Annotated in this window: 14 protein-coding genes and 1 tRNA gene; 7 read left to right on the forward strand and 8 right to left on the reverse strand. The window is 62.0% G+C overall.

Going from position 1 to position 15,758, the window contains the following annotated elements; all coding sequences use genetic code 11:
* The first annotated feature begins 55 nt into the window (after positions 1 to 55).
* Together GN300_RS29285 and GN300_RS29290 are read left to right on the forward strand one after the other, a co-directional pair.
* Entirely contained in the window at positions 56 to 766 is a 711-nt protein-coding gene (locus GN300_RS29285; protein WP_156511737.1) for a helix-turn-helix domain-containing protein, read from the forward strand.
* Positions 766 to 1,893: a tyrosine-type recombinase/integrase gene (locus GN300_RS29290; protein WP_063316079.1), complete on the forward strand. Its 1,128-nt coding sequence runs from the start codon at positions 766 to 768 to the stop codon at positions 1,891 to 1,893. Before GN300_RS29285 ends, GN300_RS29290 begins: the two co-directional genes overlap by 1 nt.
* Before the next feature lie 44 nt (positions 1,894 to 1,937).
* Here GN300_RS29290 and GN300_RS29295 read toward each other — a convergent pair.
* Positions 1,938 to 2,011: transfer RNA gene (locus GN300_RS29295), tRNA-Leu, on the reverse strand.
* Between the two features lie 107 nt (positions 2,012 to 2,118).
* On the opposite strand from GN300_RS29295, the gene GN300_RS29300 reads away from it, so the two are divergent.
* The gene (locus tag GN300_RS29300) at positions 2,119 to 2,736 is read left to right on the forward strand and encodes an ANTAR domain-containing response regulator (RefSeq protein WP_003944029.1); all 618 of its coding nucleotides are present in this window, start codon (positions 2,119 to 2,121) and stop codon (positions 2,734 to 2,736) included.
* Positions 2,737 to 2,944: 208 nt separating this feature from the next.
* A complete protein-coding gene (locus GN300_RS29305; RefSeq protein ID WP_003944031.1) occupies positions 2,945 to 4,276 on the forward strand; it encodes an ABC transporter substrate-binding protein in 1,332 nt (443 codons plus the stop codon).
* A 56-nt stretch (positions 4,277 to 4,332) separates the two neighbouring features.
* Here GN300_RS29305 and GN300_RS29310 read toward each other — a convergent pair whose 3' ends face one another.
* The 4 genes from GN300_RS29310 to GN300_RS29325 are packed head-to-tail and all read right to left on the reverse strand — an operon-like array spanning position 4,333 to position 8,462.
* Positions 4,333 to 5,139: an ABC transporter ATP-binding protein gene (locus tag GN300_RS29310; protein WP_007728720.1), complete on the reverse strand. Its 807-nt coding sequence runs from the start codon at positions 5,137 to 5,139 to the stop codon at positions 4,333 to 4,335.
* Positions 5,136 to 6,164: an ABC transporter ATP-binding protein gene (locus GN300_RS29315; protein ID WP_063316078.1), complete on the reverse strand. Its 1,029-nt coding sequence runs from the start codon at positions 6,162 to 6,164 to the stop codon at positions 5,136 to 5,138. Before GN300_RS29315 ends, GN300_RS29310 begins: the two co-directional genes overlap by 4 nt.
* Complete coding sequence (locus GN300_RS29320; protein ID WP_003944088.1) at positions 6,157 to 7,146, reverse strand: branched-chain amino acid ABC transporter permease; 990 nt, start codon at positions 7,144 to 7,146, stop codon at positions 6,157 to 6,159. The genes GN300_RS29315 and GN300_RS29320 overlap by 8 nt, the downstream gene beginning before the upstream one ends.
* 5 nt (positions 7,147 to 7,151) lie before the next feature.
* Positions 7,152 to 8,462: a branched-chain amino acid ABC transporter permease gene (locus GN300_RS29325; RefSeq protein WP_233405727.1), complete on the reverse strand. Its 1,311-nt coding sequence runs from the start codon at positions 8,460 to 8,462 to the stop codon at positions 7,152 to 7,154.
* Between the two features lie 303 nt (positions 8,463 to 8,765).
* Here GN300_RS29325 and polA point away from each other — a divergent pair, with 303 nt between their 5' ends.
* The gene (polA, locus tag GN300_RS29330; RefSeq protein ID WP_063316076.1) at positions 8,766 to 11,513 is read left to right on the forward strand and encodes a DNA polymerase I; all 2,748 of its coding nucleotides are present in this window, start codon (positions 8,766 to 8,768) and stop codon (positions 11,511 to 11,513) included.
* A 58-nt stretch (positions 11,514 to 11,571) separates the two neighbouring features.
* Here the strand turns inward: polA and trxA are convergent, their stop codons facing one another.
* Entirely contained in the window at positions 11,572 to 11,943 is a 372-nt protein-coding gene (gene trxA, locus GN300_RS29335; protein ID WP_003944106.1) for a thioredoxin, read from the reverse strand.
* Between the two features lie 74 nt (positions 11,944 to 12,017).
* The gene (locus tag GN300_RS29340) at positions 12,018 to 13,013 is read right to left on the reverse strand and encodes a helix-turn-helix domain-containing protein (protein ID WP_003944097.1); all 996 of its coding nucleotides are present in this window, start codon (positions 13,011 to 13,013) and stop codon (positions 12,018 to 12,020) included.
* Positions 13,014 to 13,226: 213 nt separating this feature from the next.
* On the opposite strand from GN300_RS29340, the gene GN300_RS29345 reads away from it, so the two are divergent.
* A complete protein-coding gene (locus GN300_RS29345; RefSeq protein WP_030536745.1) occupies positions 13,227 to 14,156 on the forward strand; it encodes a DMT family transporter in 930 nt (309 codons plus the stop codon).
* Here GN300_RS29345 and GN300_RS29350 read toward each other — a convergent pair.
* Positions 14,101 to 14,676, reverse strand: a complete 576-nt coding sequence (locus GN300_RS29350) for a 2'-5' RNA ligase family protein (protein WP_080712755.1) — start codon at positions 14,674 to 14,676, stop codon at positions 14,101 to 14,103. The two genes, GN300_RS29345 and GN300_RS29350, sit on opposite strands and share 56 nt — an antisense overlap.
* On the opposite strand from GN300_RS29350, the gene GN300_RS29355 reads away from it, so the two are divergent.
* On the forward strand, positions 14,642 to 15,739 hold the full coding sequence (locus GN300_RS29355) for an isocitrate/isopropylmalate dehydrogenase family protein (RefSeq protein ID WP_063316269.1): 1,098 nt from the start codon (positions 14,642 to 14,644) through the stop codon (positions 15,737 to 15,739). The two genes, GN300_RS29350 and GN300_RS29355, sit on opposite strands and share 35 nt — an antisense overlap.
* The last annotated feature ends 19 nt before the right edge of the window (positions 15,740 to 15,758 follow it).

Below are 15,758 nucleotides of genomic sequence, written 5' to 3' on the forward strand. Positions count from 1 at the left end.
TAAACATGTCGTGTCACATCGCGTCAAGTGGCGCGACTTGTTCTATAGTGGGCGCATGACAACAGATTTGGCCGATGTGATCGGTGTGAACGCAAGAAGATTGCGACTGGAGACAGGAGTAACGCTCGAGCAGCTCGCTAGAGCACTGAGGGATCGAGGAATGCCTTGGAGCACAGGACGTGTCGGCGACATGGAAGCCGGGAGGGTCAACCCAACGATGCCCACGATTCTCGGTTTGGCAGACGCACTCGGGGAGGTGACAGGGGGCACTGTGCGACTGGTGGACCTGGTCGCCACTGACGGCTTCGTGGAGCTGACGGGCGGCCTCGCGGTCTCGTCGGCCGCGCTCGCACGAGCCCTGGAAGGTGGACCTGTCCGGTTCGAGGGCGACGACCGCGCACCCTGGGCGGGCGTCGAGACCGCACAGCAACATGAGGTGCACGAGACGCTGACGGACCGGGCGCGGGCGAACGGGTGGCCGGGGGTTGCCGAGGCGAAGGCGGACCTGAGGGTTACTACGGATGCCGAACTGAACGCGGTCTTCGACGCGGCGGACGGCGCGGCCTTGGCGGACAAGCGCGCAGCTAAGGCATTCGACGTTGAAATGGTAGAGCTGATGGCGGCAGCACTGCGGCTGTGGGGTCATTCACTCGCCGACGAGCGGGAGCGGCTGGCAGCACTCGAGCCTGACGCGAACAACCAGCGCCGAGGACAGATTTCACGAGACCTGCGCGCACAGCTCTCGGCCGCCCTGGAGTCCAAGTAATGGCGACCGTTTCTGAGTATGCGACCAAGGCTGGAACCCGGTACGAGGTCCGCTACCGAACACCGGACCACCAAACGACCCGCAAGCGCGGGTTCAAGACGAAGCGGGACGCGAACGCGTACGCAGCGCGAGTCGAGGTGGACAAGCAGACAGGGGCATTCGTACAGCAGAGCGCAGGGCGAGCGACTATCGGAGAGTTGGGCGTTGAGTGGCTCGGGCGGCAGGCGCACCTCAAACCCTCGTCTGCCCGCGTCGTGAAATCGGCGTGGGACAACCACGTTCAGCCGAAGTGGGGCCAAACCCCAGTCGGCCGAATCAAACGAACCCACGTACAGCAATGGGTGGCAGATATGTCGGTCGATAGCGGTCCTGTCACCATCACGCGGTGCTTCGGCGTCCTCGCGTCGATCTTGGATGATGCGGTCGCGGACCGACTGCAAGTCGTCAACCCCGCTCGAGGGGTGAAACTGCCTCGGCGAAAACGAGGGGAGCAGACCTATCTGACGATGGCGCAACTGCAAGCGTTGGCCGAGCAGGTGGGGGAGCGTCGAGGTCTCGTGTTGCTCCTCGGGTTCGGCGGACTGCGGTTCGGTGAAGCGGCAGGGTTGAGGGTTCGTCACCTGGACCTGTTGCGCCGACGGGTTCGCGTTGTCGAGAACGCGGTCACTGTGGCTGGACGAGTCGAGTTGGGCTCGCCCAAGTCTCACGCCCAACGCACCATTGCGGTACCTCGTTTGGTCGCGGAGGCACTCGCGAGGCAGTGCGAGGGTAAGGGGAGGGATGACATCGTCTTCCCGAACGTGCGAGGCGGCCACATGACGTTGCCCTCGGGGAAGTCGTGGTGGTCCGGTGCGGTGGAACGGTGCCAGGCAGACGATCCGAGTTTCCCGCAGATTGGTGTTCACGCGCTGCGCCACACTGCGGCCTCGTTGATGATTGCGGCCGGAGCGAATCCGAAGGCGATCCAAGCTCAGCTCGGACACGCGTCGGCGACGCTGACGATGGACCGATACGGCCACCTGTTCGCTGACCAGCTGGGCGACCTCGCGGACGCCTTGGACGCGGCGGCCGCGGAGTCTGTGTCCAAATCGTGTCCAGAAGATTCTCCGGAAGCCGCTTTAGGATGACCAAAACCCCCTGTCGCCAGGGGGTTTTGATGTTTATCTCGTTGTGCCCTCGGTGAGACTCGAACTCACACTGGACGGGTTTTGAATCCGTTTCCTCTGCCAATTGGGATACGAGGGCTTGTTGCGATGACTACATTAGAAGATGCGATTTCAATGTCAAACACCGGTACCCTCTAATCGTTCGCGTCTCGTGTCGGGGCGGTTCGATGGAGGAGGATGGTGGCCATGAATTCGCCGCAGCCGCAAGGCAATCAGCTCGCACCCCGTCGTGTTGTCGTCGCTGAAGACGAGGCGTTGATCCGCATGGATCTGGTCGAGATGCTCCGCGAAGAGGGCTACGACGTCGTCGGTGAGGCCGGTGACGGGCAGGTCGCGGTGGAGTTGGCCGAGTCGCTCAAGCCTGATCTGGTCATCATGGACGTGAAAATGCCCAGGAGAGACGGCATCGACGCCGCTTCGGAGATTGCCGCCAAACGCATCGCTCCTGTTGTCATTCTCACAGCGTTCAGTCAGCGCGAGTTGGTCGAGCGCGCACGCGATGCCGGCGCCATGGCTTACTTGGTCAAGCCGTTCTCGATCAGTGACCTCGTTCCCGCTGTCGAATTGGCGGTCAGTCGTTTCCGCGAGGTGACGGCGCTCGAGCGTGAGGTCGCTGATCTTTCGGACCGGCTCGAAGCACGCAAGCTGATCGAGCGAGCCAAGAGTGTTCTGATGGTTCGCCAAGCGCTCACCGAACCTGAGGCGTTCAAGTGGATTCAGCGCGCCGCGATGGATCGGCGCTCCACGATGAAGGCGGTCGCACAGGTCGTACTGGAAACTCTGGGCGGTGAACCGGACGCTTGAGCAAAGTGTCCGGGTTACCCGGTTGCTGCGTCGACCGTCGAAACGTCGCGCAGCGCTACAGCCGTGTAAACACTGTGCACCTTCAGATAACAGTCAGGTCACAGGGCTTTCTTGAAGGATCGCGAAACGGTTCCAAGGTCTAGCGTCTGATCCCACAGCGAGCGCCAGTTCGGGTGGCGCGAGCACCGGCTGATCTTAGGAGCGTGGGATGGCTAGACGAACACTTGTGCGTACTGCTGCAGTTCTCGGCGCGGCATCACTGGCACTTGCAGGCTGTAGCTCGGACAAGTCGGATGACTCGTCTTCGAGTGGCTCTACGTCCGGCGCTTCTGCCGCGACGACATCCGTCACGACTGATTGCACCCCGGAGCAGGCCAAGGCCGGCGCCACCCCGTCCACGGAAGCGCTGCGCATCGGCACGCTTCTTCCCGATACAGGCAGCTTGTCGTTCCTCGGGCCGCCGATGGTCGCGGGCACCCAGCTGGGAGTCAACGACGTCAATGCAGCCGGAGGCGTTCTCGGCCAACCGGTCCAGCTGATTCCCGGCGATTCGGGTGACACCACAACGGACACCGCCAATACCACCGTCGACCGCGAATTGGCTGCAGGCACTCAGGTCATCGTCGGCGCCGCGTCGTCTTCGGTCTCGCTCAAGGTGATCGACAAGATCGCCAGCGCAGGCGTCGTGATGTTCTCGCCTGCCAACACCTCGGACCAATTCGTCTGCTACCCCGACAAGGGCATGTACTTCCGCACCGCTCCGACGGACGTACTGCAGGCTCAGGCCGTCGCACAGCTCATTTCGGACGACGGTGGTCAGCGCGTAGCGATCATGGCCCTCAACGACCCGTACGGGACGGGTCTGGCGGACAACATCGAAAAGAATCTGATCGATTCGGGTGTCCCCTCCGATCAGATCGAGAAGATCATCTACGACCCGAACGCGCAGTCGTTCAACTCCGAAGTCGATCAAGTCAAGAACTTCAATCCGGATGCAGTGGCACTGGTGGGCTTCGAAGAGTCGGCGAAGATCATCACGCGCATGCACGAAGTGGGCATCGGCCCGTCGGACGGAATGGCGATGTACGGCGTCGACGGCAACATGGGTAACGCTCTCGGCGAATCCGTGGCGAAGCCGTTGCTCGACACCATGCAGGGAACGACGCCCCTGACGGACGTCGGAGCTGCCTTCCAGGATCGTCTGAAGGCTGTGAACCCCTCTCTGATCGACTTCAACTACGCCGGAGAGTCATACGACGCGGTGGTGATCTCAGCGCTCGCTGCCGAGCAGGCGAAGTCGACGGCCGGTACCGACATCGCGGCCAACATCAACAGCGTCACCGAAGGCGGCACCAAGTGCACGTCCTACGTCGAGTGCCTGCCGTTGGTGAAGGCGGGAACCGACATCGACTACGACGGCATCACCGGTGAGTTGGACTTCAACGATTCGGGGGAGCCGTCCATCGGTTCGTACGGAAAGCTCAAGTTCGGCCCTGAGAACACCCTGACCACAGAAGGATTCGTGGTGGTGGGCAAGTAAGCAGCCAAGGAGAATGGGCCAGGGTCTCGCGACCCTGGCCCATTCTCGTGTCTGTCCTACTTCTCTTTGCTTCCGGCAAGCGTTCCCAAGTACAGCTCGATCACTTTGGGGTCGTTCATCAGATTGGCGCCGGTGTCGGTGTACGCGTTCTTACCCTGATCGAGTACGTAACCGCGGTCGCAGATCTGAAGGCAGCGGCGCGCGTTCTGCTCGACCATGATGACCGAGACACCGGCAGCATTGATCTTCTTGCAGCGGATGAACACCTCGTCCTGGAACATGGGGGACAGGCCCGCGGACGGTTCGTCGAGCAGCAGCACCGACGGATCCATCATCAGGGCCCGGCCCATCGCGACCATCTGGCGTTCGCCGCCGGAGAGTGCGCCGGCCTTCACCTTTCGTCGTTCACTCAGAAGAGGGAACAGTTCACTCACGAAGGCGAATCGTTCCGCGAATGCCTTGGGCCGCAGATAGATGCCCATTTCGAGGTTTTCTTCGATGGTCAGAGTCTGAAAGACGTTCTGTGTCTGAGGGACGTACCCGACTCCCTTCTGAACGAGGACGTGAGCGGGCGCAGACGTGATGTTGTCCTCGCGTAGGGTGACCGACCCTTCGCGTACCGGTATCAGTCCGAACAGTGATTTCAGGAGTGTCGATTTGCCTGCGCCGTTCGGTCCGATGATCCCGACGATTTCCCCTTCCTTCAGGAAGAAGTTGCATTCACGCAGGATGTTGACGCCGGGAATGTAGCCCGCGACGAGGCTGTCGGCGCGGAGCAGGGCACCTGCCGACAGTCGCTGATGCTCCTCGGCCGTCGCGGCGAACTCTGCAGGCGTGAGTGAACGTGCGTGGTTCTCGCTCATGGCTTCTCGTGCCTTCCGCGCGGTTCCTCGGGACTCGATTCCAGCGTCGCGGCGAGATCGGCCGGAAGGTTGTCGATGTCGGGTTCCGACAGGTCCCCGCCCGTCTCGAGGGTTTCGACCTCGGCTTCAGCCAGGGCGGCGGCCAGAACGGCCGTCTCGCCCACCGGATTTCCGTTGTCGTCGAACTCGAGGGCCTGGTCATGGTGGCTGCCCAGATATGCGTCGACGACGGCTGTATTGGACGAGAGTTCGTCCGGGGTGGATTCGGCGATGACGCTGCCCTGCGCCATGACCACCACCCAATCGCTGATGTCTCGGATCACGTCCATGTCGTGCTCGACGAACACGACGGTCATTCCGTCGTCGCGCAATGACTTGATGTGTCCGAGCAGGCTTTGCGTCAGAGCAGGATTGACCCCCGCCATCGGTTCGTCCAGCATCACCACCGAGGGCGAGGTCATGAGTGCGCGAGCCATTTCGAGCAGTTTGCGCTGCCCACCGGAGAGTGAACCGGCGAGGTCGTCGGCCTTGGTGTCGAGTTTGAATCGTGCGAGGAGTTCGTTGGCGCGTTCGGTGATCTCGCGTTCCTGGCCTTTCCAGATCCACGGGACGAGAGATGCAAAAATGCGTTCACCACGTTGGCCGGTGGCACCGAGACGTACGTTGTCCAGCACGGTGAGTTTGGAGAGCGCCTTGGTCAACTGGAACGTCCGTACCACTCCTTTCCTGGCTACCTGGTGGGGATACATGCGGCCCAGCGATTGACCGTCCATCGACCACGTACCGGTGTCCGGCCGGTCGAATCCGGTAAGGAGGTTGAAGAGCGTCGTTTTTCCGGCACCGTTTGGACCGATCAGACCCGTGATGCACCCTCGTTGAATCTCGAGGTGATCGACGTCGACGGCCTTGAGACCGCCGAACGTCCGCGAGACGTTGTCAGCGACCAACACCGGGTCGGGTTTCGCCGATCCGGGAAGGTGAGGAACGTCGGCAAAGATCTTTGCTCTGGTATCGGCGTCAAGCATTGAGTTGCACCTCCCGCTTGTTACCCAGTATTCCCTGCGGTCTGAAGACCATCAGGAGAGCAATCATCAATCCGAGCAGGACATACCTGGTGGCCCCGACCTGTTGTTCGGTCAGCGAGAGCAGCGGATTCTCGCCGGAGATCGCCTGACGCAGCAAGGCATCAGGGATGGCGAGGAGGAACCAGAACAACATTGCGCCGACCACCGGGCCGAATACCGTTGCCGCCCCGCCCAGAATCAGTGCGCCGAACGCGAAGAACGTCTGCGCGGTCGAGTAGAAGTCCGGGTTGATGGACTTGGTCTGCAAAGCGTTGAACACCCCGGCCAGACCACCGATCACGCCGCCGAGAACCAGCGCCTGCATCTTGTACACGAACACGTTCTTGCCCAACGATCGCGCTGCGTCCTCGTCTTCGCGAACCGCCTTGAGGACGCGCCCCCACGGGCTGTGCGTCAACAGGTAGACAAATCCGCACAAGATCAAGACCAGGGTCCACCCCACGACCATCGACCAGAGGTCGTCTCCGTAGAACTTCACGCCGAGAAACGAGTATTGCTTGGCCGAGTCGAACGGGCTCAGTGCGGTGAACGGATCTGCGAAACCGAAGAGGCCGTTGGTGGAACCGGTCACCGAATCCGACGCGGTCGAGCGGAAGATCAGACGCAAGATCTCCGAGGCCGCGATGGTGACGATGGCGAGATAGTCGGCGCGCAGACGCAGCGTCGGAATACCGAGCACGAGCGCGAGAAGGCCGGCTGCGGTGAGTCCGACGAGGATGCCGAGCCAGAGCGGCTGGTCGTAGGTCACGGTCATGATGCCGACGCCGTAGCCGCCGAGAAGGGCAAAACCGATCTGACCGAAATTGAGCAGTCCGGCGTAGCCGAAGTGCAGGTTCAACCCGATTGCCAACAGTGCGTAGAAGATTGCCGACGGCCCGATCAGCTGGGCGAAGGAAACCTGGAAAGCTCCCATGATGTCCATGTTCGTCACCCGATCCTTTGTCTGGATCCGAGGATGCCCTGGGGGCGAACCACGAGGATCACGATCAAGACGAGAAGTCCGCCGATGTATTTGAGGTCTGGGTTGATGATGAGCGTCGAGAGTTGGACCAGAAGTCCCACGATGACGCAGCCGAGTAGCGCCCCGTACGCGGTTCCCAGACCACCGAGGGTGATTCCGGCGAACATGAGCAGCAACAGTTTGAAGCCCATTTCCCACTGGACGCGTCCGCCGAGCTCGGAGATACCGAACAGCACACCGCCGAGGGCGGCCAATCCGCCGCCGAGACCCCAGACGAACATGATCACGCGCTCGACGTTGATACCGGACGAGGCGGCGAGGTCACGATTGTCGGAGACGGCACGCATGGCCTTTCCGATGCGAGTCTTCTGCAGAAGCAGTGCGACGCCGACCAGGACGACCAGACTGACGATCATGACTATCGCGTTGGCGTCGGTCAGTGCGATCGGGCCCCAGTTCTTCTCGACCTGGCCCTGGTAGTCGTCGAACGGTTCGGCGCGGTCGGAGAAGAAGATCAGGATCAAGTAGCGCAATGAAATCGCGAGACCGATCGAGACCACCAATTGCGCGATCAACCCGGTCTTGCGCTTACGCAGTGGTTTCCAGACGATTCCGTTGGTCAGCAGGCCGATGCCGATGCCGACGAAGATCGCGAGGATCGTGGCGGGAATCAGCGGAACGCCGAAGGACGTGTTGATCACCCAGGCAGCAACGGCTCCCAACGTCACCATCTCGCCGTGAGCGAAGTTGGTCAGGCCAGTGGTGCCGTAGATCAGGCTCAAACCCACACCGGCGATCGCGATCACGAGGCCGAACCGCAGACCGTCGACCGTCGTGCGGATCAGCTTCTCGCCGAAGCTGACATTCGAGGCGGTACGTACCTCGCCGAACGAGAAGATCACGGTGTTCGCGCGGCCGGCCACCACCTCGCGTTCGACAGCGGCTTGCACACTGACCCCGTCGGGAAGTGTGTCGGCAACGATCTCGAAGGTGTAGGTGCCCGGTGCCACGGCCAGTTCCCAACGGCCGTTCGATGCCGATTCTCCGGTGGCGACTTCCGTGCCGGAAGAATCGAGTGCACGGACGGTGACGCCCTCGAGGCGTGTGCCGCCGTTGTTGAGATTGCCGCTGACGGGGACAGCGTTGTCGGGAACCGGTGCTGTCGGTGTTGCGGATGCCGTCGGGCTCGGCGGTGTAGGGGAAGTGGTCGGTTCCTGAGCCGAAGCAATTCCGGCCAGGCTGAGTAATGCGAAGAACGTCAGTAATGCAAAGGCCAGTAGTCGGCTGAGTGTCGCGAGGGTCTGCCGTTTCACTACGGGTGGGGCCACGTACGTCCTCCGAGCGGGTCGGGAATAGCGCGTCTGGACAAAGGTGCCGCGCAGCACAGGGATTGTTTCGTTGCTGCGATTTCCGGACTCTAACGGCTCCGTTCGCTTCAGATGGGGTTCTGAGATTTCCGGGATGTTTCGGTTCCGTATCGAAGGCCGAAGGCTGCATCAATTGTCCGATTCTTGTGTCTGTTCCTGCGTAAACAACGGCGAAGGCGTCGATGTCGGTCGCGATCCCTAGACTGATGAACCGTGAGCCCCGCAACCACAACTCGGTCCAGCACGTCCACCGCTTCAGCCGGCACCACCGGCAAGGCGGACGATCGCCCTCTTCTGATGCTTCTCGACGGGCATTCGTTGGCATTTCGCGCCTTCTATGCGCTGCCTGCAGAGAACTTCAAGACACACAGTGGGCAGGCCACGAACGCGGTGTACGGCTTCACGTCGATGTTGATCAACCTTCTTCGTGACGAGCAGCCCACCCACCTGGCCGCGGCCTTCGACGTGTCGCGTCAGACGTTTCGCGCCGACCTGTTCCCCGAATACAAGGCGCAGCGCGCGAAGGCTCCGGACGAATTCAAGGGCCAGATCGACATCACCAAGGACGTTCTCGGCGCGCTGGGCATCCCGGTCATGGCCGAGGAAGGTTTCGAAGCCGACGACGTGATCGCCACCTTGACCACGCAGGCGGAGGCACTCGGATACCGGGTTCTCGTCGTGACCGGTGACCGTGACTCGCTGCAACTGGTGACCGACAACGTCACTGTGCTCTACCCGAAGAAGGGTGTCTCGGAGCTCACCCGATTCACGCCGACGGCCGTAGAGGAGAAGTACAGCCTCAGCCCGGCGCAGTATCCCGATTTTGCTGCACTGCGCGGCGACCCGAGTGACAACCTCCCCGGCATCCCCGGCGTCGGCGAGAAGACCGCCACCAAGTGGATCCGTGAGTACGGCGACCTGCAGGGACTGGTAGACAACGTGGACAAGGTCCGCGGCAAGGTGGGCGACTCACTGCGGGAGAACCTCGCGAACGTCCTGCTCAATCGTCAGCTCACCGAAATGGTTCGCGACGTTCCCTTGCCGTACACGCCCGAGCAGTTGGTGTTGGCCCCGTGGGACCGCGAGAAGATTCATGCGTTGTTCGACGATCTCGAGTTCAAGGTTCTCCGCGATCGACTGTTCGCGACCCTGTCGTCGTCCGAGCCCGAAGCAGAGGAAGGGTTCGAGGTCAGCGGCGACGCACTCGCCCCGGGTGCGGTTGCCTCGTGGCTCGACGCCCACGCACGAACCGGTGAGCGTCACGGCGTGACCGTGCTCGGAACCAGAACTCCGTTCGCCGGCGACGTCACTGCACTCGCGATCGCGGCCTCCGACGGTGAATGTGCATACATCGCGGCGTCGACGGCAACACCGGAAGACGAAGCAGCTCTCGGTGATTGGCTCGCCGACGCATCGCAGCCGAAGGCGCTGCACGAAGCCAAGTGGGCGATCCATGCTCTGCGTGGGCGTGGTTGGACGCTCGGTGGACTGACCAGCGATACTGCTCTGGCCGCGTACCTCGTCCGGCCGGGCCAGCGCAGCTTCAATCTCGACGACCTCTCGCTCCGCTACCTCAAGCGTGAACTGCGCGCCGAAACATCCGGCCAGGAACAGCTTTCACTGCTCGACGACACCGAGCAGCTCGATGCCGAAGCGGCCGAGACCGCGATGCTCAGCGCTCAGGCCGTTCTCGACTTGGCAGCTGCACTGGACACCGAGTTGGAGTCGATCGAATCCAAGTCGCTCCTCTCCGACATGGAACTGCCGTTGACGATCGAGCTCGCTCAGATCGAGGCCACCGGCATCGCCGTCGACAGCGCGCATCTGCACGATCTTCAGAGCCGTTTCGCCTCCCAGGTCGCCGACGCAGCAAACTCGGCCTACGAGGTGATCGACAAGCAGATCAACCTGGGTTCGCCGAAGCAGCTGCAGGTGGTCTTGTTCGAAGAACTCGACATGCCCAAGACGAAGAAGACGAAGACGGGCTACACCACCGACGCCGAGGCGTTGCAGGGTCTGTTCGACAAGACAGGACACCCGTTCCTCGAACACCTTCTCGCGCACCGTGATGCGACGCGTATGAAGGTGACCGTCGACGGTCTTCTCAAGGCCGTAGCCGAAGACGGACGCATTCACACGACGTTCAACCAGACGGTTGCCGCGACCGGACGTCTGTCGTCGACCGATCCGAACTTGCAGAACATCCCGGTGCGAAACGACGCGGGGCGCGAGATTCGCGACGGATTCGTAGTCGGGCAAGGGTTCGACGTTCTGCTCACTGCCGACTACAGCCAGATCGAAATGCGCATCATGGCGCACGTATCAGGCGACGAGGGACTGATCGAGGCATTCAACACCGGTGAGGACCTGCACAGCTTTGTCGGCTCGCGCGCATTCGGTGTACCGATCGAAGAGGTGACTCCAGAACTGCGGCGCCGGGTCAAGGCGATGTCCTACGGTCTGGCCTACGGGCTCAGTGCCTACGGATTGGCGTCGCAGCTGAAGATTTCGACCGAAGAAGCGAAGCAGCAGATGGATGCGTACTTCGCTCGTTTCGGCGGCGTGCGGGATTACCTCCACGCGGTGGTCGAGCAGGCACGTAAGGACGGCTACACCTCGACGCTCTACGGTCGTCGTCGCTACCTGCCGGACCTCAACAGCGACAACCGTCAGCGTCGTGAGGTTGCCGAACGTGCTGCCCTCAATGCGCCGATCCAGGGCACTGCGGCCGACATCATCAAGGTGGCGATGATCAACGTGCAGAAGGCTCTCGCCGACGCCGGACTGAAGTCGCGCATGCTGTTGCAGGTGCACGACGAATTGGTGCTCGAAGTGGTTGCCTCCGAGTTGGAGGAGGTCACCGCGCTGGTCAAGGACAAGATGGCCACAGCCATCGAGCTGTCGGTACCCCTGGATGTTTCAGTGGGAACCGGTCGAAGCTGGGACAGCGCGGCTCACTAGGCAGCAACGAAAAAGGCTGGGCCGGAATCGACTTCGATTCCGGCCCAGCCATTTCACGCTATTCAGCAGATGCGGTCTGCTCTGCGATCTGCTTGCGGACCTCGTCCATGTCGAGTGCCTTGACCTGAGTGACGAGCTCTTCGAGCTGAGCGGCGGGAAGCGCGCCGGCCTGGTTGAACACGAGTACGCCTTCGCGGAAGGCCATGATCGTGGGGATGGAGCGGATGTTGGCGGCCGCTGCGATTCCCTGCTCGGCCTCGGTGTCGACCTTGGCGTGAACGACGTCGGCATGCTTCTCCGAAGAGGCTTCGAACGTCGGTGCGAACTGGCGGCACGGGCCGCACCAGGAGGCCCAGAAGTCCACGAGGACGACGTCGCTGCCGTTGATCGTTTCGTCGAAGTTCTGCTGGGTGAGTGTCTGGGTGGCCACAGGGGTCCTTTCCATTGTGCGGGCTGTTGGTGTGTGCAACGCCCCGGAACCGCTGATTCTTCCCTGAGCCGATTTCAGCTTGCGTTCTCGGTCGCCCGAAACGTCCGGCGGTAGGCCTGCGGCGTGGTGCAACGCAGACGAATGAAGTGCTGGCGAAGCACGGCACCGCCGCCGAATCCGACGCGTTCTGCGATGACGTCGACGGAGAGGTCGGAATTCTCGAGGAGGTGTTGGGCGGCCAGTACTCGCTGATCGCTGAGCCAGCGGGCGGGGGTTGTTCCCGTTTCCGCTTGGAAACGGCGCGCGAACGTGCGCGCGGACATGTTCGCGCGGGCCGCGACCATGCCCACAGTGAGGTCGAGGGCGAGGTTCTCCGTCATCCAGTCGAGGAGCGGGGCAAGGGTTGCACTCGGCGTCGAGGCGAGGGGAGTGGCAACGTACTGGGCTTGCCCACCGTCACGATGGGGCGGCACCACCATCCTTCTCGCGATGCCATTGGCAACGCGAGAACCCTGTTCTTTTCGGACGATGTGCAGGCACAGGTCAATTCCTGCCGCGGTGCCTGCGCTGGTGAACACCGGATCTTCGTCCACGTACAACACGTCTGGATCGACCTTGGCTTCCGGATACGTCTGGGCAAGCCTCTCTGCATGCCGCCAATGCGTCGTGCATCGCCTTCCGTCCAGTAGTCCAGCCGCCCCGAGGACAAACGCTCCGGTGCACAGACTCGCCACCTTGGCGCCCCGGGCTACGGCCTCGTTGAGTTTGACCAACAGGGGATCGACACTCGAGTCGGGACTCGGTGAGCACATGTACGCGTCGCCGGCGTCGTAGGTTCCGCCGGCGGACACGACGATGAGATCGGCGTCGTCGAGAGAATCGAGGTTGTACGGAACATCGATGTTGTACCCGAACCGCGTTCGGATCGGACCCGGAACTGCGGCGATCAGAGAGAAGTCGTACGTGGGGAGGCCGTCGTCGGATCGGTCGAAGCCGAAGACTTCACATGCCACGCCGAGTTCGAACGCCTCGGTCATCGGCATCAGTGGGACCACCACTTTCGCGAGCATCTTTCGAGTGTGACAGAAAAACAGGAAAGTGGCAGAAAATCGTCCAAGTCTGGCTTTTCTGCCACTACTGCCACGTGGGACATTCCGTCAGGCTGGACACATGGCAATCATCGTCGTCAGCGTCTTGGTCCTACTGGTCCTGAACGTACTAGCTCTTGCCGGCCGAACGCCCGACACTCGTCACGACGTCAGTCCGCACGGAGACTTCACCCTTTGAGGGCAAGTCTGGCCTTTCAATACACCGCAGCTGCGGTGGTGTGGGGAGCCAGTTTCCTCTTCATGAAGATCGGGCTCGAAGGTCTGTCCTTCACGCAGGTAGTTCTGTGGCGCTTGGTCTTCGGTGCGCTCGCGCTGGTTCTCGTGTCAGCGGTCAGCCGGATCGGCCTACCGAGGGACTTTCGCGTCTGGAAACACATGGCTTTTCTCGCAGCGACACAATGCATCGTGCCGTGGCTGCTGTTCAGTTGGGCGGAGCAAAACATGTCCTCGGGACTCGCGAGCATCTACAACGCCACCACGCCACTGATGACTATGGCTGTCTCCCTTGCCTTTCTGCCGGGGGAGACGCTGACGCGATACAAATCGCTGGGGTTGCTTCTCGGATTCGGTGGGGTGCTGATCGTATTGGCGCCGTGGAATCTCGGCGTCGGCGGAAGTGTCAGTTCTCAGGTCGCTTGCCTGGGAGCGACTGCCTCGTACGGGATTTCGTTTGTCTACCTCAGACGTTTCGTGCTTCCTCTCGGCGTCGACACCCGCACGGTCGCGTTATTGCAGATCAGTATCGGTGCATTCGTGATGGTTCTGGCCTCACCGGTCATCGCGAATACACCGATGCACCTGACGCCGGCAGTTGTCCTGTCGATGATCGCTCTGGGCGCACTGGGGACCGGGCTCGCATTCATCTGGAACACCAATGTCGTTCAGGGGTGGGGGCCGACTGCGGCGTCCACCGTCACTTACCTCAGTCCAGTGGTGGGCGTCGCTCTCGGCGCAATAGTCTTGAACGAAAGCGTTGGCTGGAATCAGCCGGTTGGTGCACTCACGGTGATCGCGGGAATCCTGGTGACCCGACGTGCAACCCGATCTGTCACAGCGGCGGCGTCAGTAACCACTCCGTCTTCTGTTCGCCGTCCCAGCGCCTGATCGCGCCGCTGCGCCCGTGAATCACGTCGTTACCGACCAGGGCAATGGCTTCACCCAGACGTGCAGGTTCGACGCGTCGGGCGAGCGTCACATGAGGAGTCCACCCGCCGGGCTCGACGTGGGCGGGAAGCGCCGTCGAACCAACGGTTGCCTCGGCTATTTCTCGGTGCAGGTGAAGGAGTGCGCGCGAAGGAATGACCGAGCGCGCCAAGACCATCTGCTTGCCGCCGAACACGATGTAGCCACCGAGTCGGACCTCGAAGTCCGGGGCCGAGAAGCGCCGCTTCAACAGTTCGTCGACCTCCGCGGGGATCTCACGGGCGACGAACAGTGTGATGTGCGGACGGTTGGACGGGCTGTGATGAGAGGCCTGACTTGGTAAACCGGCGTCGGCGAGAAGCTGCCACTGTGCTCGGACTTCCGACTCACTCACTGGATCGAGGAGCAATTCCACCGACTGGACCATGGTGAGCAATGATTGCCTGATGACAGGTGCGAGCGCAATCGGTACTTCGGCCATGCGGCTGGGACTCATGCACGGCGACGGAATCGGCCACGAAATCGTCCCGGCGACACGGCAGATCGTGGATGCGGCGTTGTCAGCGGTTCATGCTCCGCCCGTCGAGTGGGTCGAGCTTCCGCTCGGGAACACGGCCATCGACAGCCACGACACACCGATTCCCGACGAGACCATCGATTCGTTGGGGCAGCTGCAGGGTTGGATTCTCGGACCCCACGACAGTGCGTCCTATCCGGAGAGGTTTCGCGGACAACTCACACCCGGCGGCGTCATCCGGAAGAAGTTCGAGCTGTTCGCGAACATTCGGCCGGCAGCGGCGTTCCCCGGTGTCAAGGCAATGGTCCCCGACATGGATCTGGTGATCGTCCGCGAGAACACCGAGGGGTTGTACGCGGATCGGAACATGGCAGTCGGCAGCGGCGAGTTCATGCCGACGCCCGACATCGCGCTGGCCGTCGGTGTGTTCACCCGCGCTGCGTGTGAACGGATCGCACGCACTGCCTTCGCGTTGGCGTCGCGAAGGCGCAATCACGTCACGATCGTCCACAAAGCCAACGTCCTCACACTGACCACCGGCCTGTTCCGTGACGCCTGCCGAACAGTCGCTGCGGAGTACCCACACGTAGTCGTCGACGACGAGCACGTCGACGCGATGGCGGCGCACCTGGTTCGGCGCGGCGGCGACTTCGATGTCGTGGTGACCGAAAACATGTTCGGCGACATCTTGTCGGATCTGGCGGGCGAGCTGTCCGGTTCACTCGGAACCGCGCCGTCGATCAACGCTTCCGAGACGCAGGTCATGGCTCAGGCTGCGCACGGTGCCGCACCCGACATCGCCGGGAAGAATCGGGCGAACCCGACGGCACTGTTCCTCTCGAGTGCAATGATGCTCGACTGGCTCGGTGATGCGCGTGGCGATCGGTTGTTGTCTGCGGCAGCACGCCGGATTTCAGATGCCGTTCGCACGACCATCGCGTCGGGCATCGCGACCGCGGACCTCGGCGGTTTGGCATCGACCAGCGAATTTTCCGAAGTCGTGTACGCACACACTCTGCGTCGCTGATTCTTGTACGACAGGCCGG

Origin of the sequence: Rhodococcus sp. Ni2, from assembly GCF_021352185.1 — a bacterium.
Classification (GTDB): Bacteria; Actinomycetota; Actinomycetes; order Mycobacteriales; family Mycobacteriaceae; genus Rhodococcus_F; species Rhodococcus_F qingshengii.

Coding starts and splice junctions, on each gene's coding strand:
- GN300_RS29285 (WP_156511737.1), top strand. CDS start 56: ATGACAACAGATTTGGCCGATGTGATCGGTGTGAACGCAAGAAGATTG.
- GN300_RS29290 (WP_063316079.1), top strand. CDS start 766: ATGGCGACCGTTTCTGAGTATGCGACCAAGGCTGGAACCCGGTACGAG.
- GN300_RS29300 (WP_003944029.1), top strand. CDS start 2,119: ATGAATTCGCCGCAGCCGCAAGGCAATCAGCTCGCACCCCGTCGTGTT.
- GN300_RS29305 (WP_003944031.1), top strand. CDS start 2,945: ATGGCTAGACGAACACTTGTGCGTACTGCTGCAGTTCTCGGCGCGGCA.
- GN300_RS29310 (WP_007728720.1), bottom strand. CDS start 5,139: ATGAGCGAGAACCACGCACGTTCACTCACGCCTGCAGAGTTCGCCGCG.
- GN300_RS29315 (WP_063316078.1), bottom strand. CDS start 6,164: ATGCTTGACGCCGATACCAGAGCAAAGATCTTTGCCGACGTTCCTCAC.
- GN300_RS29320 (WP_003944088.1), bottom strand. CDS start 7,146: ATGGACATCATGGGAGCTTTCCAGGTTTCCTTCGCCCAGCTGATCGGG.
- GN300_RS29340 (WP_003944097.1), bottom strand. CDS start 13,013: ATGCTCGCGAAAGTGGTGGTCCCACTGATGCCGATGACCGAGGCGTTC.
- GN300_RS29355 (WP_063316269.1), top strand. CDS start 14,642: ATGACAGGTGCGAGCGCAATCGGTACTTCGGCCATGCGGCTGGGACTC.
- GN300_RS29350 (WP_080712755.1), bottom strand. CDS start 14,676: ATGGCCGAAGTACCGATTGCGCTCGCACCTGTCATCAGGCAATCATTG.